The organism is Curtobacterium sp. DN_7.5 (genome assembly GCF_022655355.1).
GTDB lineage: Bacteria > Actinomycetota > Actinomycetes > Actinomycetales > Microbacteriaceae > Curtobacterium > Curtobacterium luteum.
The window spans coordinates 3,086,365-3,108,938 of record NZ_CP093378.1; the positions used below are offsets into that span (position 1 = coordinate 3,086,365).

Here is a 22,574-nt window from a genome sequence, read left to right on the forward strand (position 1 = left end):
CGCCGGCCGCTCGGTTCGGACACGCCGGGCGGGTCCCGACGATCGGCCGAGCTCCGGCGGCCCGCCGGGTCAGGCCGGCAGCAGCAGCCCGTCGAGGACGAGGTCCCGCGCCCGCGGCAGCAGGTCCGCCGTGAGCGCGGCCTCGTCGACGCCGGTGATCTGGGCGATCGCGCCGACGATGGCCGCGACCGAGAGTTCGCCGTCGCACGCCCCGACGAACGCGGCGAGCGCCGTGTCCGCGTCGACCCGACGGCCGAACCCACCACCCTGCACGAGGGTCATCACGGTCGGGTCGTCGTTGCCGGGCCAGTAGGCGCGCTCCTCGGTCACGTCGCCCGCGACCCGGAGGTGCGCCGCGGCGAGCGCGGCGTCGTCGTGCACGGCGAGCCAGGCGGCCGCGTCGAGGGCGCGCGCCACGGTGGCGCCGAGCCCGGCGGGGTTGGACCCGAGCGTCTCGGGGACGCGTTCGAAGCGGCGGAGGTGGGGTGTGCCTCCCGGCACGTCGGTGTCGTGCGGAGCACGGCGCACCACGACGTAGCCGAAGCCGACCCCCGTGACCCGACGGTCCCGGAAGTCGTCGAGCCAGGCGTCGACGAGCTGGTCGAACTCGGCCGTGCCGGGCTTCGTCCCGCCGTCGCGGATCCACGTCTCCGCGTAGGCGGGCGGGTCCTCGCGCTCCCGCTCGACCACCCACGCGTCCAGGTCGGTGTCGGCGAACCAGGACCGCACCCGGTCGAGGCCGTCGGAGCCCCAGCGGTACTCCCAGTTGCCGAGGAGCTGCGCGGTCCCACCGGGCTCGAGGTGCTCCCCCAGGCCGCGCAGGACGGTCTCGACGAGGGCGTCGCCGACCATCCCGCCGTCCCGGTACTCGTACGACGGGACGCCCTCGCGTCGCGGCGTGATGACGAACGGCGGGTTCGACACGATCCGGTCGAACCGCTCCCCCGCGACCGGCTCGAAGAGCGACCCGTGGCGCAGTTCGATGCCGTCGAGCCCGTTCAGGGCGACGTTGAACCGGGCGATGTCGAGCGCGCGGTGGGAGATGTCGGTGGCGACGACCTGGTCGGCGAACCGGCGGGCGTGCATCGCCTGGATGCCGCAGCCGGTCCCGAGGTCGAGCACGCGGTGGACCCGCACGGGGAGCTGCAGGCCGGACAGGGTCGTCGTGGCGCCCCCGATGCCGAGCACGTGCTCCTCGCCGAGCGCCGTGCCGAGGGCGAGCTCGCCGAGGTCGGACACGATCCACCAGCTGCCCGCGCCGAGGTCGTCGACGAACGCGTAGGGGCGGAGGTCGACCGTCGGGTGGACGAGCACGTCCGCGACGTCGAGCGGGAGCCCGGAGTCATCGGAGCTCGTCGGGTCGAGCCGCAGGAGTCCCGCGGCGACGACCCGGTCGACACCGGCCGTCGGGAACGCGGCGTCGGCGTGGGCACGCGAGACGGGCAGCCCGAGGACGAAGAGCGTGGCGAGCGTGGCGAGCGGCGACGACTCGCGCGACGCCAGTGCACGCAGCGCGGCCACCCGCGATCCGCGGTGGAGCGACGCGGCGGCCTCGGCGCCCCAGAGCGAGTCGAGCCGCTCGACCGTGAAGCCCGCGGCGTCGAGGTCGGCGGCGATCGCGGTCACTCCGGGCTCGGTCGCGATCGTGGGCAGACGGTGGGTCGTACGCGGCTGGCGGGGCGACGGACCGACCGGGCTCCCGTGGCTCGTGGGGCTCCCCTGGCTCCCGTGGCTCGCCGGGCTCCCCTGGGTCGCCGGGGTCACGGGGCGACGTCCTCGCGCATGAGGGCGGCGGGGACCTCCCACGCGACCACGAGGTCGAGCAGGCCGGGGAACCGCTCCTGCACGTCCTCGATGCGCGCACGGCTGGACCGGACCAGACCCTCCTGGTGCTGTTCGAGCAGCCCGGCCTCGCGCAGGACGCGGAAGTGGTGCGTCAGCGTGGACTTCGGCCGGTCGACGCCGACCCAGCCGCAGCTCCGCACGCCGCCGGCCGCGTCGACGAGGTACCGGTGGAGGATCGCGAGCCGGATGGGGTCGCTGAGGGCGTCGAGCACGACGGGCAGGTCCATCTCGGCGACGGTCGGCTGGGGCAGCCGCTCCGGGGCATCGACGTTCGCGGGCATGCACGAGACGGTAGCACCGTTCCCCTCCCTGTACGACTTGCATCGTACAGACGGCTGCGGTACGAATGCAGTCGTACAAGACCTCCTCGGAAGGGTGCTCATGCAGCAGTCAGCTCGCTCGGTCGCCGGGTTCTGGATCCTGGCCGCGGTGCTCCTCGCCGCGATGGCGTCGTCCTCGGTCCCGTCGCCCATCTACCCCGTCTACGCGGCCGAGTGGCACCTCACGCCGCTCATGCTCACCGCGGTGTTCGCGATCTACGTCGCCGGGCTCCTCGTGACCATGCTCGTCGCCGGGCGGCTCTCGGACCACGTCGGCCGGAAGCCGGTGCTGTTCGCCGGCGGCCTGCTGCTCGTGCTGTCGCTCGGGCTCTTCACCGGCGCCGACGGCCTCGGCGCGCTCGTCCTCGACCGCATCGTGCAGGGCGTCGCGGTCGGTCTGCTGATCGGCGCGCTCGGTGCCGCGCTCATCGACCACTCGCTCGAGCGCTTCCCCGCGCTCGCGGGCGTCCTCAACGGAGCCGTCCCGCCGTTCGCCCTCGCGACCGGCGCACTGTCGAGCGGCGCCCTCGTCGAGTGGGGCCCCGCACCCGAGCAGCTCGTCTACGTCGTGTTCGGCGCGCTCCTCCTCGTGCTCGTGGTGGCGCTCGTCGTCGTCCCCGAGCGGGTGACCCGCCGCCCCGGGGCACTCCGGTCGCTCCGACCCACGGTGTCCGTGCCGCGGGCGTCGCGCACCCTGTTCCGGAGCGTGGCCGGCTCGCTCGTCGCCAGCTGGGCGCTCGGCGGCCTCTTCCTGTCCCTCGTGCCGTCGGCACTCCGCAGCGTGTTCGGCATCGAGGACCACTTCGCCGCCGGTGCCCTCATCGCGGTCGTCACCGGCGTCGGCGGGCTCACGGGCCTGGCGATCCAGCGGCTCGACACCCGCCGGAGCCTGCTCCTCGGGCTCGTCGCGCTCATCATCGGTCCGGTCGTCACCGTGTCGTTCGTCTTCGCGCACTCGCTGCCCGGCCTCGTCGTCGGCAGCGCGATCGCCGGCGTCGGGTTCGGCGCCGGCTTCCAGGCCCCGCTCCGCATGCTCCTCGCGACCGCCGCCCCGACGCACCGCGCCGGCCTGCTGTCCACCGTCTACATCGTCAGCTACCTGGCGTTCGGGCTCCCCGCGGTCGTCGCCGGGCTCCTCGAGCCGACGTTCGGGTTCGTGCCCGTGCTCGCCGGGTACGGCGCCTTCATCGTGCTCGCCGCGGCGGTCGCCCTCGTGCTGCAGCTCGGCTCACGCCGGCGTGCGGCGGTCGAGGAGCAGGCCGCCGAGGTCGTCGAGCGGACCGCCACCGGCTCCGTCCGGACGTGCCCGGACCGGGGCGCCGCGACCGCCGACTGAGCTCGCCGCCCGTCGGGCCGCTCAGTGCCCGGGGCGGGGGTGCTTCGGGGCGCGGGCCTGCATGCCCATGTTGCGGTGGGCGTCCGCGTGGGCGGCGTCCACGTCGGCCTTGCCCCGGTCGGCCGCCTTGCGGAGCCACCGCGGGCCCCGGGCCTTCGCCCAGTCCCAGAACCGGTGCAGCCGGGCCCGGAGCCACGTGATGATCCGGTGGAAGAAGTGGAACTCGCTGGCGAGGATCGTCAGGCCGATGAACACCACGAGCCAGCCGGGCCCGGGCAGCGGCACGAGGATGAGCCCGATGACGACCACGAGTCCGCCCACGACCCCGACGAGCACCTTGTAGACGAGGTGCACGTGCGGGCGCGCGTGGATCCACGCGCGGAGGTCGCGGAACCACTGGAAGCGGTGCCGGGCCGTCGCGGGCTCGACGGCGCCGGGCTGCTCGGCAGCGTCGGGTCGCTCGTCGGGTGTGCGGTCCATGTCGGCAAAGTAGGGCCCGCGGCTGGGAAAGTGCGCCGTGGCGGACGGCAGGGACCTGGACGGCGCACCACGGGCCTCCCGGCCCGCGTCGTCGTCAGCGCCCGCCCGGGAGGCCCGTCACGCGTGCGCGACGCAGGTCGCCGCCCACGGGACGGCGGCCAGGCGCGCCTCGGGGATCGGCTCCCCACCGACCGCGCAGCGGCCGTAGGTCCCGGCGTCGAGCCGCGCGAGCGCGGCGTCCACCAGCCGGATCCGTTCGCGGGCGTCGTCCCGGACCGCGCCGAGCGAGCCGCGCTCCCACGCGAGCGTCGCTCCCTCGGGGTCGTGCTCGTCGTCGGAGTTCGCGTCCTGCCGGGAGTCGCTGACGTCGCGCATGCTCTGCTCCACGCCGGCGAGGAGGCGCTCGTTGCGGTGCCGCTCGGCAGTGAGCGCGGCGCGTGGGTCGTCCATGGCGGACCACCGTAGTCCGGCCGGAATGGTCTCGCGCTCGGATGCGTTCGCATCGACATGACCAAGATCGGGTTCCTGTCGTTCGGACACTGGCGTGACGTGCCGGGGTCCAAGGTGCGCAGCGCGCGCGAAGCTCTCGTGCAGGCGATCGACCTCGCCGTCGCCGCGGAGGAGGTCGGAGTCGACGGCGCCTACTTCCGCGTGCACCACTTCGCGCCCCAGCAGGCCGCACCGTTCCCCCTGCTGTCCGCGATCGCCGCAAGGACCAGCCGCATCGAGATCGGCACCGGTGTGATCGACATGCGGTACGAGAACCCGCTCTACATGGCCGAGGAGGCCGCTGCCGCCGACCTCATCTCCGGCGGCCGGCTGCAGCTCGGCGTCTCCCGGGGGTCACCCGAGACCGCTCTCGCCGGTTACCAGCAGTTCGGCTACGTGCCCGACGCGGCCGACACGAACGGCGGGGACCTCGCCCGGTCGCACACGAACGTCTTCCGCCGCGCGATTGCCGGGGAGCCGATGGCGAACGCGAACCCGCAGATGACCGGCACGACCGGCTCGCTCCCGGTGTTCCCCCTGTCGGACACGCTGCCCGACCGCATCTGGTGGGGTGCCGGCACCCGGGCCACCGCCGAGTGGACCGCCGAGCAGGGCATGAACCTCATGTCGTCGACGCTCCTCACCGAGGACACCGGTGTGCCGTTCGACGAGCTGCAGGCCGAGCAGATCGAGCGCTTCCGGTCGACGTGGGAGCAGATGGGGTGGGAGCGCACCCCGCGGGTCTCGGTCTCCCGGAGCATCATCCCGATCGTCGACGACGAGTCGCGGCACTACTTCGGCGTCCGCGCGCAGGTCGAGGGACAGGACCAGGTCGGGCACCTCGACGGTGGGCTCGCTCGCTTCGGCCGCTCGTACATCGGATCGCCGGAGGAGCTCGTGGCCGAGCTCGCCGCCGACCGGGCCGTCCGTGCTGCCGACACCGTGCTCGTCACCGTGCCGAACCAGTTGGGCGTCGACTTCAACGCTCGGCTGCTCGCGGCGGTGAAGGACGTCGTCACGGAGGTGGACGCGGCGCCGGTCCCGGCCTGAGCGCAGTGGTCCCCCTTGTTGCCGACACCCGCTTTGGGCGTGCCTGCGGTCCGTGGCCTGCCGTAGCGTCGAGGAGCACCATCCGAACTCCGTCTCCTCGAGGAGGACCCCGTGACGCTCCCGGCCGCTGGCTGGTTCCCCGACCCGCAGGACGCATCCCGTCTGCGGTGGTGGGATGGGCGCACCTGGGGTGAGGGGACGCGTGCCCTGCCCGCCCGGGCCGAGGCGGTCCTGCCCGTGGCTGTGGCCCCGGTCGGGCCGTCGTTCTCGGTGGGGACCGCCGCCGTCCGCACCCGCCCGTGGGCGTCCGGCGCCGGCACCGCCCGTCGACTCTGCGCAGTCACGCTCGTCGCCGCGATCGCCGCCGTGGCGTCCGTCGTCGTCAACCCGTTCGGGCTGTGCAGTCTCGTCGCGCTGCTCGCCGGCCTGTTCGCGGTGATCGCGCCGCGGGCCACCGGTGGCTGGCGGGTGCTGTCGCGGAGCATCGCGGCGAGCGCCCTCGTGGTCGCGGTGGCCACGGCCGCGGTCGCCGCGTCGGCGCAGTTCCGCCTGTTCTGAGGGGCCGCGCGCCGACCGCGCTCCCGGCGCCGACCGCGCTCCCGTTCACGGCGCCGACCGCGCCCCCGGCTCCGACGTCGTTCGCGCCGACGTCGACCGCGCCCCCGTTCACGGCGCCGACCGCGCCCCCGGCGCCGACCGCGCCCCCGGCGCCGACGTCGTTCGCACAACCGAAGACCATCGGCACCGCGCGCTTCCGCGGTGCCGACGGACTCCGGTTGGGCGCTGACCCTCCACACAACGCAACGCAACGCGCGGGGTGCACGGGCGCCCGGCCGCGCGCCCCGCGCGCCCGCTACCCCCGCCGCGCCCGCGGGTGCGCCGTCTGGTACACGTCCCGGAGCATGTCCGCCGTCACCATCGTGTAGATCTGGGTCGTCGCCACACTCGCGTGTCCCAACAGCTCCTGCACGACCCGCACGTCCGCACCACCCTCGAGCAGGTGCGTCGCGAACGAGTGCCGGAACGTGTGCGGCGACACGTGCGCCTCGAGCTCCGCCGTCGCCGCTGCCGCCTGGATCACGAGCCACGCACTCTGCCGGGACAGCCTGGCCCCACGAGCGCCGAGGAACAGCGCCGGCGTCGACGGACCCCGCGCGGCGAACACCGGCCGCGCCCGCACCAGGTACGCGTCGATCGCTGCCCGGGCGAAGCTCCCGAGCGGAACGATCCGCTGCTTGTTGCCCTTGCCCGTCACGCGCACGACGGAGACCCCGGACTCGTCCTCCGTCTGCACGTCGTCCACGGACAGCCCCACCGCCTCGGAGATGCGCGCCCCCGTGGCGTACAGCAGCTCGAGCAGTGCCCGGTCCCGCAGCTGCACCGGATCGTCCCCGACGACCGCGCCGAGCAGCCGCTCCATGTCGTGCACGGAGATCGCCTTCGGCAGCCGCATCGGGGCCTTCGGCGGGCGGACGGCGGTGCCCGGGTCGAGCGGTAGCCACCCCTCCCCCGCCGCGAACGCCGTGAAGGACCGCACGGAGCTGAGCATCCGGGCGATCGACCGCGCCGCGAGCGGTTCCGGACGGGTCGCGAGGTGCTCGACGAACCCGGCGACGTCCGCCCGGGCCAGCCGTCCGACGTCGTCGACCGCAGCAGCTCCCCCGGCTCGGTCCGCGCCCGCGGAGTCGACGACCGGAGCGTCCGCCAACCACGTGGCGAACACCGCGAGGTCGCGACGGTAGGCGGCCACCGTGTGCTGCGACAGCCCGCGCTCGATGGCGACGTGTCGCAGGTACGACTCCGTGGCCTGGTCGAGCGCGATCACCCGGTCACCGTGACGATGCGCACGCTACCGCCGGGCTGCGGCGTCCGCGGCCAGCACCGCCACGACGAGCCCGGAGTTGTGCAGCCGTCCGTCGAGGATCGCGGCGACGAGCTCCTCGCGGGGCACCCACCGCTTCACGATGTCGGCCTCCTCGGCCTCACGCTCGAACGCCGACGCGGTCGCACGGATCCCCCGCGCACGGTAGACCTCGAGGAACTCGTCGCTGCCGCCCGAGGACGTGTTGTACGTGACGAGGTGCTCCCACTCGTCGGCCTCGACGTCGGCCTCTTCGGCGAGCTCGCGCTTCGCCGCGACGAGGTGGTCCTCGCCCGGGTGGTCGAGGAGTCCCGCGGGTAGCTCCCAGTCACGCACCCGCACCGGGTGCCGGTACTGCTGGATGACGAGGACGCGCCCCTCGTCGTCCTCGGCGTACACGGCGACCGCGCCGGTGTGGTCGATGTACTCGCGCACCATCGAGCCGTCGCCGTACGCGACGGTGTCCCGCTTGACGTTCCACACGACACCCTCGTACACGACCTCGGAGTCGGTGACGTCGAAGGAGATGGGCTCGTCTGCGATGGGTGCGTCGGTCACGTGGTCAATCCAAGCACGCCCGTCCGGCAGGGACGCAACCCCGCAACGGACGGGAGGCGCGGTGCCGGCCGGCACCGTCTTCCCTCGCAGGCTCGGTCGGCGCGCCCCGCGCGACGCTTCGCGTCGCCGTCGAGCGGGGCGCGCCCGTCCGCTCGTGGCTACGTCAGGCAGCCGACTCCTGCGGGTCGAACAGGCTCGAGGCACCCGCACGCTCGATCGCCGCACCGACGAGCCCGGCGAACAGCGGGTGCGCGTTCGTCGGACGCGAGCGGAGCTCCGGGTGCGCCTGCGTGGCGATGTAGAACGGGTGCACCTCGCGGGGCAGCTCCACGTACTCGACGAGCGTGCCGTCGGGCGAGGTGCCCGAGAACACCAGGCCGGCGTCCGCGATCTGCTCGCGGTACTTGTTGCTCACCTCGTAGCGGTGACGGTGCCGCTCGGACGCCTCCGGGGCACCGTACAGCTCGGCCGCCAGCGACCCCTCGGTGAACTTCGCCGGGTACAGGCCGAGGCGCATCGTGCCGCCGAGGTCGCCACCGGCGATGATGTCCACCTGCTCGGCCATGGTCGCGATGACCGGCGTCGTGGTCTCCGGGTCGAACTCGGTGCTCGACGCGTCGGTCAGGCCGGCCTCGTGGCGGGCGTACTCGATGACCATGCACTGCAGGCCGAGGCAGAGGCCGAGCGTCGGGATCTGCTGCTCACGCGCGAAGCGGAGCGCGCCGAGCTTGCCCTCGATGCCCCGCACGCCGAAGCCACCCGGCACGCAGATGCCGTCGACGTCGCCGAGGTGCTTCGCGGCGCCCTCGGGCGTGGTGCAGTCGTCGGACACGACCCACTTGAGCTTCACGCGGGCGTTGTGGGCGAACCCACCGGCACGGAGGGCCTCGGTGACCGACAGGTACGCGTCCGGGAGGTCGATGTACTTCCCGACGAGGGCGATCGTGACCTCCTTCTTCGGCTCGTGCACCGCGTCGAGGACCGGCTTCCACGCGGTCCAGTCGACGTCGTGCGCCTCGAGGCGGAGGGCGTCGATGATCACCTGGTCGAGCCCCTGGTCGTGCAGCAGGCCCGGGAGGTCGTAGATCGAGGGCACGTCGACCGCGTTCACCACGGCGTCCTCGTCCACGTCGCACATCAGCGCGATCTTGCGCTTGTTCGAGTCCGAGACGGGCCGGTCGCTGCGGAGGACGAGCGCATCCGGCTGGATGCCGATCGAGCGCAGGGCCGCGACGCTGTGCTGCGTCGGCTTGGTCTTCTGCTCGCCGGACGCGTTCATGAACGGCACGAGCGAGACGTGCACGAAGAAGACGTTGTTCCGGCCGAGCTCGTGCCGGACCTGGCGCGCCGACTCGATGAACGGCTGCGACTCGATGTCGCCGACCGTGCCGCCGACCTCGGTGATGATGACGTCGGGCTGCGGGTCGTTCTCGGCCTGCTCGCGCATCCGACGCTTGATCTCGTCGGTGATGTGCGGGATGACCTGGACCGTGTCGCCGAGGTACTCGCCGCGACGCTCCTTGGCGATGACGCTCGAGTAGACCTGCCCGGTGGTGACGTTCGCCGCCTGCGAGAGGTTGATGTCGAGGAAGCGCTCGTAGTGCCCGATGTCGAGGTCCGTCTCGGCGCCGTCGTCGGTCACGAAGACCTCGCCGTGCTGGAACGGGTTCATCGTGCCCGGGTCCACGTTGAGGTAGGGGTCGAGCTTCTGCATGACGACCTTGAGGCCGCGCGCCGTGAGCAGGTTGCCGAGGCTCGCCGCAGTCAGGCCCTTGCCGAGAGACGAGACGACCCCGCCGGTCACGAAGATCTGCTTCGTCACCTTCGGGGTCTCGTTCGAAGATTGTGTTCCGCCGCTGTAAGTGTCCGCCACGGGCTTCCATCTTACGTCAGATCGGACGGGAGGCGCGACCCGCGTTCGCCGCGGGCGTTGCGCGGGTGGATGGCCGGTGGCCGGCCCGCCACGTGGCGCGACCGGCGAGGCAGGCCAGCCACGGGCCTCCAGGCCGCGGTCAGGCGGACTGCCCGGCCACCTCGAGGAGTTCGCGCGCGTGCTCCATGCCGCTCGTACTGTCGCCGAGGCCGGACAACAGGCGCGCCATCTCCTGCAGCCGTTCTTCGCCCTCCAGCCGACGCACGCTCGACGAGGTCACCGCCCCGCTGGCGTCCTTCACGACGTTGAGGTGGTTGTTGGCGAAGGCCGCGACCTGCGCGAGGTGCGTCACGACGATCACCTGCGTCCGCTCCGCGAGCTGCGCCAACCGTCGACCGATCTCGATCGCCGCGGCACCGCCGACACCGGCGTCGACCTCGTCGAAGACGAACGTCGGCACCGTGGTGCTGCCGGCCATCACGACCTCGATCGCGAGCATCACGCGGGAGAGCTCGCCGCCGGACGCCCCCTTGCCGATCGGTCGCGGGTCGGTGCCCGAGTGCGGCTGGAGCAGGATCGCGACCTGGTCACGTCCGTGCCGGCGGTACTCGCCCGCGTCGGTGACCTCGACCACGAGGGTCGCACCGGCCATCGCGAGCGACTTCAGCTCGGCCGTCACACGCTTCGCGAGGTCTCCCGCGGCCTTCGTGCGTGCGGTCGTCAGTGCGGCGGCGGCGTCGGCGAGCCGTTGTTCGTCCTGCTCGACCGCCTGCTGCAACGCGGCGATCCGGTCGTCGTCGCCGTCGAGCTCGAGGAGTCGCTCCCCGGCGCGCTGCCCGTAGGCGATGACGTCGTCGACGGTCTCGCCGTACTTGCGGGTGAGCCCGGCCAGCAGTGCCCGGCGTTCGTTGATGAGCTCGAGGTCGTGCCCCGCGTCCGGCTCGAGCGATCCGAGGTAGCTCGACAGGCTCGCCGAGGCCTCGGTCGCCTGGATGCTCAGCTCGGTCAGCTGCTCGAGCACGGGTTGCAGCGCAGCGTCGGACGCCGCGACCCGCTCGATCGCACGCCGGGCGGACTCGACGAGCCCGACGACGTCCGGGGCGCCCTCGAGCGACTCGCTCGACAGGGCCTCGTGCGCGAGTCCCGCCGAGAGCCGGAGCTCCTCGAGGTTCCCGAGGCGTTCGGCGCGCTCGGCGAGTTCGGCGTCCTCGCCCGGCTGGGGGTCGGCTGCCTCGATCTCGTCCGACGCGGCACGGATCCGTTCGGCCTCGGCGACCCGGTCGTCGCGGTCCCGGGTGAGCGTCTCGAGCTCGCCGGCGTGCTGTTGCCAGGCGTCGTAGGCGGCGATGTAGGCGCCGAGCGCCTTCTGCAGCTTCGGGCCACCGAACCCGTCGAGCGCGGCGCGCTGTGCCGCAGCGGAGGTCAGGCGGATCTGGTCCGACTGCCCGTGCACGGTGACGAGCTGGTCGGCGAGCTCGCCGAGGACCGCGACCGGAGCACCGCGGCCGCCGACCGTCGCACGGCTGCGCCCCTCGGCCGACACCGTGCGGGTCAGGATGAGTTCGCCGTCCTCGACGGCACCCCCGGCGTCCTCGACGCGTTCGGCGACGGCGTCGAGGTCGGGGACGTGCCAACGGCCCTCGACGACCGCGGACGACGCACCCCGGCGGACGGCACCGGCGTCGGCACGGGCACCGAGGAGCAGTCCGAGCGCGGTGACGATCATCGTCTTCCCGGCGCCTGTCTCGCCAGTCACGACGGTGAAGCCGGGACCGAGCTCGAGCGTCGCTCCGCCGATGACGCCGAGGTCGCTGATCGAGATCTCCTCGATCACCGGTCGACCTCGTCCTCGCGCTGCGGGCCACGCCACCCCGTGACGGGGAGCCGGAACTTGGCGACCAGGCGATCGGTGAACGGGGCGTCCTTGAGCCGTGCGACCCGGACGGGCTCCGGCGATCGGTGCACCTCGACGCGGGCGCCCGGCGGGAGGTCGTGCGCCCGGCGGCCGTCGCACCAGAGGACGCCGACGCCGCTGGTCCGGCGGAGCACCTCGACGGCGAGGGTGCAGTCCGGGCCGACGACGATCGGACGCGAGAACAGGGCGTGGGCGCTCAGCGGCACCATGAGGATCGCGTCGACGTCGGGCCACACGATCGGGCCGCCGCCGGAGAACGAGTACGCGGTCGAGCCGGTCGGGGTCGAGATGACCACGCCGTCGCACCCGAAGGACGACAGCGGACGGCCGTCCACCTCGGTGACGACCTCGAGCATCCGCTCCCGCGACGCCTTCTCGATGGTGGCCTCGTTGAGCGCCCAGGAGGAGTAGACGGTCTCCTGGCCAACGACGACGTCCACCTGCAGCGCCACGCGTTCCTCGACGTGGTACTCGCCGCGGAGGGTGCGCTGGACGGTCTCCTCGAGGTCCGGTCGCTCGCTCTCGGCCAGGAAGCCGACGTGCCCGAGGTTCACCCCGACGATCGCGGCGCGGGTGCCGCGGACGAGCTCCGCCGCCCGGAGGATCGTGCCGTCGCCGCCGAGGACGATGACGATCTCGAGCTGCTCCGCCTGCACGTCGACGCCGAGGATGTCGACCTGCCCGACCGAGGCTTCGGCCCGTCGCACGTCGGCGTACTCGTCGAACGGCATCACGGGGTTGAGGCCGGCCGCGTGCAGGATGTCGCAGACCTCGACCGCTGCGTCGATGGAGTCCTGCCGCCCGGTGTGCGAGACGAGCAGGATGTGCCGTTCGTCGCTCATGCCACCCCTTCCGCCAGGTCCGTCGCCCGGTCGATCCATTCTGTCGGATTGGTACCGACACCACGCTGGAAGCGCGCCAGGTACTCGTGGTTGCCGTGCGTCCCGACGATCGGCGAGGCGGCGAGCCCGGAGGTACCGAGCCCGACGTCCCAGGCCGCCCAGAGCACGTTCATGAGCGCGTCGTTCCGGAGTCCAGGGTCGTGCACGATGCCTTCGCGCACCCCGCCCCGACCGACCTCGAATTGCGGCTTGACCAGGAGCACGAAGTCGTCGGAGGGCACGGCCTCGGCGAGCGCGGGCAGGACGATCCGCAGCGAGATGAACGACAGGTCACCGACCACGAGCGAGGTCTCCCCCGCCGCCGGGTCGAGCGCCGCGTACGACTCGGCCGTCAGGTTCCGGGCATTGCACCCCTCGACCACGGCAACGCGGTCGTCGAGCGCCACCACCGGGTCGAGTTGGCCGTGTCCGACGTCGAGCGCGACAACGCGGCGCGCACCGCGGGCGAGGAGCACCTGGGTGAACCCGCCGGTGCTCGCGCCGACGTCGAGGGCGACCCGGCCGGCGGGGTCGACCCCGAACGCGTCGAGCGCACCGACGAGCTTGCGGGCGGCGCGGGACACCCACTCGTCGCCGGAGTCGACGACCACGGCCGCGTCTGGACGGGTGGGGTGCGACGGCTTGACCACCGCGGTCCCGCCGACCGTCACCCGACCGTCCTGGATGAGCTTCGCGGCCGCCGTGCGGGAACGCGCGAGTCCGCGCTCGGCGACGAGCGCATCGAGACGGACGGTGCCGCCGCGTGCGTCCACGGGTGCACCGGTGGCGTCAGGCACTCGCCGTGCCGCCGCTCTCGAGCCGGGTGCGGAGTTCGTCGTGCAACGCGGCGAAGGCGTCCGCGCGGTCCGTGAGCTCGAGCCCTTCGGCCGCCGCGGTCCGTGCGGCGAAGTCCTCGTGGTCCCGCTCGGACGTCGGCGTCCCGACCACGCCGCCGGGCCGCGGCCGTGGCGTGACGTCGCCGGGCTGCGGCGGCGTCGGGCGGTCCTCGTTCGGCACGTCCGTCACGCTACTCGCCGCCGTACAGCTTCGGGTCCACGTCGAGGCCGTAGATCGCGAGCCCGGACTCCCAGATGATGGTCGCGCCGGCACGCAGCCGGTCGATGTCGTCCCCGTCGTCGAGCACGCGGACCACGTGGCCCCGCATCGCGACCGTCGCACCGCCGACCGTGACGTACCGGGTGCCGTCCTCGTCCTCGCGCCGGACCGTGCGCGGGTACGGGCTCGACAGCCCACGGAGGTCGTCGAGGATGTACGTCGGCCGCGACTTTTGGTCGGCCGCGAGGACCTGCTTGGCCTGGTCGATGCCCGTCAGGACGAGCACGCTCGGGATGCCGGCGTCGTTGGCGCCCTTGATGTCGGTGTCGAGCCGGTCACCGATGAACAGCGGGTGCTCGCCGCCGAACCGGGCGAGGGCGGCGTCGAAGATCGGCCGCTCGGGCTTGCCCGCGACGACCGGCATCCGGCCGACGGCCTGGTGCACGGCGGACACGAGCGTCCCGTTGCCGGGCGCGATACCGCGCTCGACGGGGATCGACCAGTCCATGTTCGTCGCCACCCAGGGCACGGACGGGTCGGCCAGGGCGAAGGACGCCTCGGCCAGCTCCGTCCACCCGAGGTCGGGCGAGAAGCCCTGGATGACCGCGGCCGGCGAGTCCTCCGCGCTGTTCGTCACGGTGAACCCGGCTTCCTCGACGATGCTCGTCAAGCCGAGCCCCCCGGTCACGAGGACCGTGGAGCCGGCGGGCACGAGCGTCGACAGGAGGCGGACGCCGGCCTGGGACGAGGTCACGACGTCGTCGGCCGAGACCTCGAGCCCGAACGCCTCGAGGTGCTCCGCCACGTCGACCGGACGACGGGAGGCGTTGTTCGTGATGTACCCGACCCGGGCGCCGAGGGACGCCCGGGTGAGCGACTCGACGGCGTGCGGGATCGCGTGGCGACCGCGGTACACGACGCCGTCGAGGTCGGTCAGGACCAGGTCGACGCCGTGCGTGGGTGGGACGGGGACGTCAGTCGGCTGCTGATCCGTCGACGTCGACGGGGTTGTCGTCGTCGATCTCGCCGGGTTCGTCCGCGGGTCCGGGCTCGTCGAGGGGTGCGGGGTCGTCGGCTGGCTCGAGTTCGTCGTCGGCGTCCTGCTCGACCGCGGGCTCGTCGAGCTGCTCGTCGTCCCTGTCGCCTGCGCCGTCTCGGTCGTCGTACTCGTCGACTTCGATCGCTTCCTCGACCACATCCACCGTCTCCCAAGCATCCTCGTCAGCGGCCTCGGCGAGTGCCGCGGTCGCGTGATCGACACGGGCCCACCACTCGTCGGCCTCGTCCTGACGGCCGAGCTCCTCGAGCGTGGCCGCGTAAGCACTGTAGAGCGCCGGCGACCAGCTGTAGGCCGTGGACGGGTCGAGCTGTGGAATCTCCAGCTCACCCAACGCCGCCTGTGCATTCCCGAGGTCGAGCCGAGCGCCCGACATCGCGATCGCGAGCTCGACCTGCACCGGGGTGTCCAGGGCAGCACGGTCGACGGAGCGTCCGAGCTCGAGCGCGCGTTCCGGTCGTCCGAGGCCACGCTCGCAGTCGACCATCATCGGGAGCTGGTCGTTCTTGCCGGCGATGCGCCGGTAGGTCCGGAGCTCGCGGAGCGCCGTCGCGAAGTCACCCAGCCGGTACGCGGTGATCGCGGCGGTCTCGCGCACGACGGCCACACGACCGGCTCGACGGGCGGCGCTCAGGGCGTGCTGGTTCGCCGTCTCCGGGTCGACGTCGACGAGGAGGGCAGCGGACACGAGGTGCTTCGCCACCCAGTCGGCGTTGTCCTTGCTCAGGGTCTTGAGCTCGGAACGAGCCGCGGGATCGAGGTCCCGTGCCTGCACCCCGTCCGGGATCTCCGGGTCCTCGTGACGCGGGCGGATCGACTTGGTGCCGTAGGGGTCGCGGTCTTCCCAGTCGTCACGAGCGGCCTCGCCGAAACGGGCTCCCGCGTGTCGGGTGCCGTCCCCGAACCGGCGGCGCTCCTCGCCGTCACGAGCCGGACGGGCGGAGCCACCGCGGAAGGGGCGGTCGCCGTCACGACGGTCGGGGCGATCCGAGCCACCACGGAACGGGCGATCTCCGTCACGACGCTCCGGACGGTCGGAACCACCACGGAACGGACGGTCACCGTCGCGACGAGCGGGGCGGTCTGAGCCACCACGGAACGGACGATCCCCGTCACGACGCTCCGGACGGTCGGAACCGCCACGGAACGGACGGTCCGATCCACCTCGGTACGGGCGATCTCCGTCACGACGCTCCGGACGGTCGGAACCACCCCGGAACGGACGATCCCCGTCACGACGCTCCGGACGGTCCGAGCCACCACGGAACGGACGGTCTCCATCGCGAGCCGGACGGTCAGACCCACCCCGGAACGGACGATCAGAGCCACCCCGGAACGGACGATCCCCGTCACGACGCTTCGTACGATCGGAACCACCCCGGAACGGACGGTCAGAGCCACCCCGGAACGGACGGTCACCGTCACGACGCTCCGGACGGTCAGAGCCACCCCGGAACGGACGGTCACCGTCACGACGCTCCGGACGGTCCGAACCACCACGGAACGGACGGTCAGAGCCACCCCGGAACGGACGATCCCCGTCACGCTGGGGACGGCCGGCGCCCCGAGGTCCGTCACCACGAGGCGGACGACCGCCCGCGGAGCGGTCGTCCCGCCACGCCGGTCGGTCCCCGCGCTGCGAACCATCACGGAAGGAACGGTCGCCACCGCGGGCACCGCCGTCGCGACGCTCGCCCTCGCGGCGTTCGAAGTCGCGCGGGCCGGACGACCAGCGGCCGCCCTGGCCACCGTCCCGACGAGGCCCACGGTCTCCGTCTCGACGCTGCCGGTCCGAGCGGCCTTCGCCATCCCGTCGCTGTTCGTCGTCGTTCGCCACCGTCGCTCCTCGTCTGCGCGCCCGGTCTCCCGAGCTGTCGTCCACTGTGTCGTTGTTGTTGGATGCCGTCCGCGAGCACGACACCGACCCAGTCCATCACGAACCGAGCCGGACGTCGAGGCGCGACGGCCGAAAACAGAAATGGCCACTGGCCGCCGCGAGAGACAGGTTTCCCTGCTCTCGACGGAGGGCCAGTGGCCACGTCTTCTTGCAAAATAAGTCCGGCGGCGTCCTACTCTCCCACAAGGTCCCCCTTGCAGTACCATCGGCGCTGAGAGGCTTAGCTTCCGGGTTCGGAATGTGACCGGGCGTTTCCCTCTCGCTATGACCACCGGAACACCTTCGACCCAGATCCTGGATCAAAACCATTCCTTCAGATCTCGCTGAAGTATTCAGTTTCGTTCCCGATCGTCTGTCGGGAACCACAAAGTGGACGCGAGCCCGTGACACGAAGGCCACGGAAATCAGTGTGTTGTCAAGTCTTCGGCTTATTAGTACCGGTCAGCTCCACGGGTCGTTAGTCCCCGCTTCCACATCCGGCCTATCAACCCAGTAGTCTGCTGGGAGCCTCTCACACTCAAGGTGCATGGAAATCTCATCTCGAAGACGGCTTCCCGCTTAGATGCTTTCAGCGGTTATCCGGTCCGAACGTAGCTAATCAGCGGTGCCCTTGGCAGAACAACTGACACACCAGAGGTTCGTCCATCCCGGTCCTCTCGTACTAGGGATAGATCTTCTCAAATTTCCAACGCGCGCAGCGGATAGGGACCGAACTGTCTCACGACGTTCTAAACCCAGCTCGCGTACCGCTTTAATGGGCGAACAGCCCAACCCTTGGGACCTACTCCAGCCCCAGGATGCGACGAGCCGACATCGAGGTGCCAAACCATGCCGTCGATATGGACTCTTGGGCAAGATCAGCCTGTTATCCCCGAGGTACCTTTTATCCGTTGAGCGACAGCGCTTCCACAAGCCACTGCCGGATCACTAGTCCCGACTTTCGTCCCTGCTCGACCTGTCAGTCTCACAGTCAAGCTCCCTTGTGCACTTACACTCGCCACCTGATTGCCAACCAGGTTGAGGGAACCTTTGGGCGCCTCCGTTACTCTTTGGGAGGCAACCGCCCCAGTTAAACTACCCACCAGGCACTGTCCATGAACCCGATCAGGGTCCTACGTTAGACATCCAGAGTGACCAGAGTGGTATTTCAACAACGACTCCACGAACACTAGCGTGCCCGCTTCACAGTCTCCCACCTATCCTACACAAGCCACACCGAACACCAATACCAAGCTGTAGTAAAGGTCACGGGGTCTTTCCGTCCTGCTGCGCGTAACGAGCATCTTTACTCGTAGTGCAATTTCGCCGAGTTCGCGGTTGAGACAGCTGGGAAGTCGTTACGCCATTCGTGCAGGTCGGAACTTACCCGACAAGGAATTTCGCTACCTTAGGATGGTTATAGTTACCACCGCCGTTTACTGGGGCTTAAATTCAGAGCTTCGCCCAAAGGCTAACCCTTCCTCTTAACCTTCCAGCACCGGGCAGGCGTCAGTCCGTATACATCGTCTTGCGACTTCGCACGGACCTGTGTTTTTAGTAAACAGTCGCTTCCCACTGGTCTCTGCGGCCTTCACCGCTCACGGAGCAAGTCCGGTCACGGTTCCGGCCCCCCTTCTCCCGAAGTTACGGGGGCATTTTGCCGAGTTCCTTAACCACGATTCTCTCGATCTCCTTGGTATTCTCTACCTGACCACCTGAGTCGGTTTCGGGTACGGGCGGCTGCAACCTCGCGTCGATGCTTTTCTCGGCAGCATAGGATCACTGATTTCCCCTCACGGGTACGCGTCGGATCTCAGGCATACAGACGACGGATTTGCCTATCGTCAGCCCTACATCCTTACACCAGGTTCACCTTACGGATACCATCGCCTGGCTCAGCTACCTTCCTGCGTCACACCTGTTCATACGCTAGCCGCACCAGCATGGGGTCGAGCGTTAGACCGGCCCGCATCACCCCGAAGGGATCCGCTGGTCCGGGTTAGGACTCTTAGCACCACTGGATTAACTTGGGCGGTTGTTCGCCGGTACGGGAATATCAACCCGTTGTCCATCGACTACGCCTGTCGGCCTCGCCTTAGGTCCCGACTTACCCAGGGCGGATTAACCTGGCCCTGGAACCCTTGGTCTTTCGGAGGACGGGTTTCTCACCCGTCTTTCGCTACTCATGCCTGCATTCTCACTCGTGTGGCGTCCACGGCTGGATTACTCCGCCGCTTCACTCGCCACACGACGCTCTCCTACCACTCCGCACGACTGAACCACGAAGGCTTATCGAGTGTGCGAAATCTACAACTTCGGCGGTGTGCTTGAGCCCCGTTACATTGTCGGCGCGGAATCACTTGACCAGTGAGCTATTACGCACTCTTTCAAGGGTGGCTGCTTCTAAGCCAACCTCCTGGTTGTCTGTGCAACTCCACATCCTTTCCCACTTAGCACACGCTTAGGGGCCTTAGTTGGTAGTCTGGGTTGTTTCCCTCTCGACGATGAAGCTTATCCCCCACCGTCTCACTGCTGCGCTCTCACTCACCGGCATTCGGAGTTTGGCTGACGTCAGTAACCTGTTGAGGCCCATCGGCCATCCAGTAGCTCTACCTCCGGCGAGAAACACGCAACGCTGCACCTAAATGCATTTCGGAGAGAACCAGCTATCACGAAGTTTGATTGGCCTTTCACCCCTATCCACAGCTCATCCCCTCCATTTTCAACTGAAGTGGGTTCGGTCCTCCACGACGTCTTACCGTCGCTTCAACCTGGCCATGGATAGATCACTTCGCTTCGGGTCTAGGACATGCGACTGAATCGCCCTATTCAGACTCGCTTTCGCTACGGCTTCCCCACACGGGTTAACCTCGCCACATATCACTAACTCGCAGGCTCATTCTTCAAAAGGCACGCCGTCACCCCTACAAGGAGGCTCCGACGGTTTGTAAGCAAACGGTTTCAGGTACTATTTCACTCCCCTCCCGGGGTACTTTTCACCTTTCCCTCACGGTACTTGTCCGCTATCGGTCATCTGGGAGTATTTAGGCTTATCAGGTGGTCCTGACAGATTCACACGGGATTTCTCGGGCCCCGTGCTACTTGGGATACACATCCGGCCATAACACCATTTCGTCTACGGGGCTGGCACCCACTACGGCCCGGCTTTCAAACCGGTTCGACTATGATGCGCTGTAACCGTCCCAGTCCGGCAGAACTGAGCGACGTGTCCCACAACCCCGACCATGCAACGCCCGCCGGCTATCACACATGATCGGTTTAGCCTCATCCGCTTTCGCTCGCCACTACTCACGGAATCACATGTTGTTTTCTCTTCCTGTGGGTACTGAGATGTTTCACTTCCCCACGTTCCCTCTACCCGCCCTATATATTCAGGCGGGAGTCACCAGGTCGACAAGTCGCCTGGCGGGGTTTCCCCATTCGGAAATCCTCGGCTCACAGCTCGATTATCAGCTCCCCGAGGCTTATCGCAGATTTCTACGTCCTTCTTCGGCTCCAGATGCCAAGGCATCCACCGTTTGCTCTTAGAAACTTGACCACAAAGATTAAAATTGCGATCGACTCGAACAACAACCAAGCCCGAAAGCTTCGTCATCGTCACGAGCGATCTAAGATGCTCGCGTCCACTGTGTAGTTCTCAACATACGATCGGCACCACACTCCCCCAACACGAACCGTGTCAGCTTCATGCAGCCCACCGAAGAACCCGACCAGAACCCCCATCACAGGAACCCCAGTCACGGCCCACCCCCACCAACCGGCAGGGACCCCGACCATCACAGCCGGGAAGCCTGGTCCCTCAGGACCCAACAACGTGCACCAGTCACCCCGCTTCCCCACCAACCCGTTCCTGACCCGCAAGCAGGCCGTACTAGAGTCGGCAGACGCGCCGACGACTGCACTGTCAATGTTCCACCCATGAGCTACCGGCAACCACGTTCGGGTTGCATCGGCGCCTGGACCCACCCACCCCGAAGGATGAACTGAGCCAGATGCTCCTTAGAAAGGAGGTGATCCAGCCGCACCTTCCGGTACGGCTACCTTGTTACGACTTAGTCCTAATCACCGATCCCACCTTCGACGGCTCCTTCCACAAGGGTTAGGCCACCGGCTTCGGGTGTTACCGACTTTCATGACTTGACGGGCGGTGTGTACAAGGCCCGGGAACGTATTCACCGCAGCGTTGCTGATCTGCGATTACTAGCGACTCCGACTTCATGAGGTCGAGTTGCAGACCTCAATCCGAACTGAGACCGGCTTTTTGGGATTCGCTCCACCTTACGGTATCGCAGCCCTTTGTACCGGCCATTGTAGCATGCGTGAAGCCCAAGACATAAGGGGCATGATGATTTGACGTCATCCCCACCTTCCTCCGAGTTGACCCCGGCAGTCTCCTATGAGTCCCCGCCATAACGCGCTGGCAACATAGAACGAGGGTTGCGCTCGTTGCGGGACTTAACCCAACATCTCACGACACGAGCTGACGACAACCATGCACCACCTGTACACCGACCACAAGGGGGCGACCATCTCTGGCCGTTTCCGGTGTATGTCAAGCCTTGGTAAGGTTCTTCGCGTTGCATCGAATTAATCCGCATGCTCCGCCGCTTGTGCGGGCCCCCGTCAATTCCTTTGAGTTTTAGCCTTGCGGCCGTACTCCCCAGGCGGGGCGCTTAATGCGTTAGCTACGACACAGAAACCGTGGAAAGGTCCCTACATCTAGCGCCCAACGTTTACGGCGTGGACTACCAGGGTATCTAATCCTGTTCGCTCCCCACGCTTTCGCTCCTCAGCGTCAGTTACGGCCCAGAGATCTGCCTTCGCCATCGGTGTTCCTCCTGATATCTGCGCATTCCACCGCTACACCAGGAATTCCAATCTCCCCTACCGCACTCTAGTCTGCCCGTACCCACTGCAAGCCCGAGGTTGAGCCTCGGGATTTCACAGCAGACGCGACAAACCGCCTACGAGCTCTTTACGCCCAATAATTCCGGACAACGCTTGCACCCTACGTATTACCGCGGCTGCTGGCACGTAGTTAGCCGGTGCTTTTTCTGCAGGTACCGTCACTTTCGCTTCTTCCCTACTAAAAGAGGTTTACAACCCGAAGGCCGTCATCCCTCACGCGGCGTTGCTGCATCAGGCTTTCGCCCATTGTGCAATATTCCCCACTGCTGCCTCCCGTAGGAGTCTGGGCCGTGTCTCAGTCCCAGTGTGGCCGGTCACCCTCTCAGGCCGGCTACCCGTCGTCGCCTTGGTGAGCCATTACCTCACCAACAAGCTGATAGGCCGCGAGTCCATCCCCAACCAAAAAATCTTTCCACCACCAGGCCATGCGACCAGTAGTCATATCCAGTATTAGACGTCGTTTCCAACGCTTATCCCAGAGTCAGGGGCAGGTTACTCACGTGTTACTCACCCGTTCGCCACTAATCCACCCAGCAAGCTGGGCTTCATCGTTCGACTTGCATGTGTTAAGCACGCCGCCAGCGTTCGTCCTGAGCCAGGATCAAACTCTCCGTAAAAAATTACAACCAACACCGAAGTGTCAGCGAGTTGATACTGACAAAAAGAACTGTCAACTGACAATTCTGTCTATCCAAAAGGAATTGTCTCCGGACTCACCATCAGATGAGCCACGGGGTCAATAAATTGGCATTGACAATGTGCACGCTGTTGAGTTCTCAAGGACCAGACGCACTCCCCACTCGACCCCGAACACGAGGTTCCGCCAGAGAGGCTTTCGTTCTTGGCTTGACCACCAGCCAGGTCGTGTGACCTGCGTCGGACCAGATGGTCCAGTGGCTCATCCCTGATCGGGAGAGAACCGGTGGAGTAGTCATCCTAGGCGTCGAAGCGATCCAGCGCAAGGCCGGTTCGGAACTTCAGTGCAGGATGGTCCCGCTTGAGGCCGGCAGGCTCTGGGCTCTCGCTCCAGCCGCTCCGCCGCACCTTT

Annotated in this window: 17 protein-coding genes and 3 rRNA genes; 3 read left to right on the forward strand and 17 right to left on the reverse strand. The window is 68.6% G+C overall.

Features of this window, described 5'->3' with window-relative positions; all coding sequences use genetic code 11:
- Positions 1-69 precede the first annotated feature (69 nt).
- Both MON03_RS14345 and MON03_RS14350 read right to left on the reverse strand, forming a co-directional pair.
- A complete protein-coding gene (locus MON03_RS14345; RefSeq protein WP_242089077.1) occupies positions 70-1,626 on the reverse strand; it encodes a DUF7059 domain-containing protein in 1,557 nt (518 codons plus the stop codon).
- 134 nt (positions 1,627-1,760) lie between these two features.
- Positions 1,761-2,126, reverse strand: coding sequence for an ArsR/SmtB family transcription factor (locus MON03_RS14350; RefSeq protein ID WP_022904992.1), 366 nt, complete (start codon positions 2,124-2,126; stop codon positions 1,761-1,763).
- Between the two features lie 100 nt (positions 2,127-2,226).
- On the opposite strand from MON03_RS14350, the gene MON03_RS14355 reads away from it, so the two are divergent.
- Positions 2,227-3,501: an MFS transporter gene (locus tag MON03_RS14355; RefSeq protein WP_242089079.1), complete on the forward strand. Its 1,275-nt coding sequence runs from the start codon at positions 2,227-2,229 to the stop codon at positions 3,499-3,501.
- A gap of 21 nt (positions 3,502-3,522) precedes the next feature.
- Here MON03_RS14355 and MON03_RS14360 read toward each other — a convergent pair whose 3' ends face one another.
- Together MON03_RS14360 and MON03_RS14365 are read right to left on the reverse strand one after the other, a co-directional pair.
- Positions 3,523-3,981: a TIGR02611 family protein gene (locus tag MON03_RS14360; protein ID WP_022904990.1), complete on the reverse strand. Its 459-nt coding sequence runs from the start codon at positions 3,979-3,981 to the stop codon at positions 3,523-3,525.
- 117 nt (positions 3,982-4,098) lie between these two features.
- Positions 4,099-4,431: a TraR/DksA family transcriptional regulator gene (locus tag MON03_RS14365; protein ID WP_175328668.1), complete on the reverse strand. Its 333-nt coding sequence runs from the start codon at positions 4,429-4,431 to the stop codon at positions 4,099-4,101.
- Positions 4,432-4,488: 57 nt separating this feature from the next.
- Between MON03_RS14365 and MON03_RS14370 the strand changes: the two genes are divergently transcribed.
- The gene (locus MON03_RS14370) at positions 4,489-5,520 is read left to right on the forward strand and encodes an LLM class flavin-dependent oxidoreductase (protein ID WP_217504369.1); all 1,032 of its coding nucleotides are present in this window, start codon (positions 4,489-4,491) and stop codon (positions 5,518-5,520) included.
- A 111-nt stretch (positions 5,521-5,631) separates the two neighbouring features.
- A complete protein-coding gene (locus MON03_RS14375; RefSeq protein WP_242089081.1) occupies positions 5,632-6,078 on the forward strand; it encodes a DUF2510 domain-containing protein in 447 nt (148 codons plus the stop codon).
- Between the two features lie 295 nt (positions 6,079-6,373).
- On the opposite strand, the gene MON03_RS14380 is transcribed toward MON03_RS14375, so the two are convergent.
- The 13 genes from MON03_RS14380 to MON03_RS14440 all read right to left on the reverse strand — a co-directional run bounded on the left by MON03_RS14380 (position 6,374) and on the right by MON03_RS14440 (position 22,143).
- Positions 6,374-7,342, reverse strand: coding sequence for a site-specific tyrosine recombinase XerD (locus tag MON03_RS14380; RefSeq protein ID WP_031273843.1), 969 nt, complete (start codon positions 7,340-7,342; stop codon positions 6,374-6,376).
- Positions 7,343-7,369: 27 nt separating this feature from the next.
- Positions 7,370-7,939, reverse strand: a complete 570-nt coding sequence (locus MON03_RS14385) for an NUDIX domain-containing protein (RefSeq protein ID WP_175328670.1) — start codon at positions 7,937-7,939, stop codon at positions 7,370-7,372.
- A 163-nt stretch (positions 7,940-8,102) separates the two neighbouring features.
- A complete protein-coding gene (gene pyrG / locus MON03_RS14390) occupies positions 8,103-9,812 on the reverse strand; it encodes a CTP synthase (RefSeq protein ID WP_022904379.1) in 1,710 nt (569 codons plus the stop codon).
- 139 nt (positions 9,813-9,951) lie between these two features.
- On the reverse strand, positions 9,952-11,646 hold the full coding sequence (gene recN, locus MON03_RS14395) for a DNA repair protein RecN (protein ID WP_242089083.1): 1,695 nt from the start codon (positions 11,644-11,646) through the stop codon (positions 9,952-9,954).
- Positions 11,643-12,569, reverse strand: coding sequence for an NAD kinase (locus MON03_RS14400; protein ID WP_022904381.1), 927 nt, complete (start codon positions 12,567-12,569; stop codon positions 11,643-11,645). Before MON03_RS14400 ends, recN begins: the two co-directional genes overlap by 4 nt.
- On the reverse strand, positions 12,566-13,381 hold the full coding sequence (locus MON03_RS14405) for a TlyA family RNA methyltransferase (protein ID WP_031273845.1): 816 nt from the start codon (positions 13,379-13,381) through the stop codon (positions 12,566-12,568). Before MON03_RS14405 ends, MON03_RS14400 begins: the two co-directional genes overlap by 4 nt.
- A 16-nt stretch (positions 13,382-13,397) precedes the next feature.
- Positions 13,398-13,625: a hypothetical protein gene (locus tag MON03_RS14410; RefSeq protein WP_242089085.1), complete on the reverse strand. Its 228-nt coding sequence runs from the start codon at positions 13,623-13,625 to the stop codon at positions 13,398-13,400.
- 10 nt (positions 13,626-13,635) lie between these two features.
- Entirely contained in the window at positions 13,636-14,607 is a 972-nt protein-coding gene (locus MON03_RS14415; RefSeq protein WP_277927293.1) for an HAD-IIA family hydrolase, read from the reverse strand.
- Between the two features lie 31 nt (positions 14,608-14,638).
- Complete coding sequence (locus MON03_RS14420) at positions 14,639-15,496, reverse strand: tetratricopeptide repeat protein (RefSeq protein ID WP_242089089.1); 858 nt, start codon at positions 15,494-15,496, stop codon at positions 14,639-14,641.
- Positions 15,445-16,530, reverse strand: coding sequence for a hypothetical protein (locus MON03_RS14425; protein ID WP_242089091.1), 1,086 nt, complete (start codon positions 16,528-16,530; stop codon positions 15,445-15,447). Before MON03_RS14425 ends, MON03_RS14420 begins: the two co-directional genes overlap by 52 nt.
- Before the next feature lie 247 nt (positions 16,531-16,777).
- Positions 16,778-16,894: ribosomal RNA gene (rrf, locus tag MON03_RS14430) — 5S ribosomal RNA — on the reverse strand.
- Positions 16,895-17,029: 135 nt separating this feature from the next.
- Positions 17,030-20,156 (reverse strand): 23S ribosomal RNA (locus MON03_RS14435).
- Between the two features lie 465 nt (positions 20,157-20,621).
- A 16S ribosomal RNA gene (locus MON03_RS14440) occupies positions 20,622-22,143 on the reverse strand.
- Together the 16S, 23S and 5S rRNA genes form the textbook arrangement of a ribosomal RNA operon.
- Positions 22,144-22,574 lie beyond the last annotated feature (431 nt).

What these genes read in the sequence shown, in the direction of transcription:
- MON03_RS14365 (WP_175328668.1), bottom strand. Translation starts at nt 4,431, where the DNA reads ATGGACGACCCACGCGCCGCGCTCACTGCCGAGCGGCACCGCAACGAG.
- MON03_RS14425 (WP_242089091.1), bottom strand. Translation starts at nt 16,530, where the DNA reads ATGGCGAAGGCCGCTCGGACCGGCAGCGTCGAGACGGAGACCGTGGGC.
- MON03_RS14360 (WP_022904990.1), bottom strand. Translation starts at nt 3,981, where the DNA reads ATGGACCGCACACCCGACGAGCGACCCGACGCTGCCGAGCAGCCCGGC.
- MON03_RS14400 (WP_022904381.1), bottom strand. Translation starts at nt 12,569, where the DNA reads ATGAGCGACGAACGGCACATCCTGCTCGTCTCGCACACCGGGCGGCAG.
- MON03_RS14355 (WP_242089079.1), top strand. Translation starts at nt 2,227, where the DNA reads ATGCAGCAGTCAGCTCGCTCGGTCGCCGGGTTCTGGATCCTGGCCGCG.
- MON03_RS14370 (WP_217504369.1), top strand. Translation starts at nt 4,489, where the DNA reads ATGACCAAGATCGGGTTCCTGTCGTTCGGACACTGGCGTGACGTGCCG.
- MON03_RS14350 (WP_022904992.1), bottom strand. Translation starts at nt 2,126, where the DNA reads ATGCCCGCGAACGTCGATGCCCCGGAGCGGCTGCCCCAGCCGACCGTC.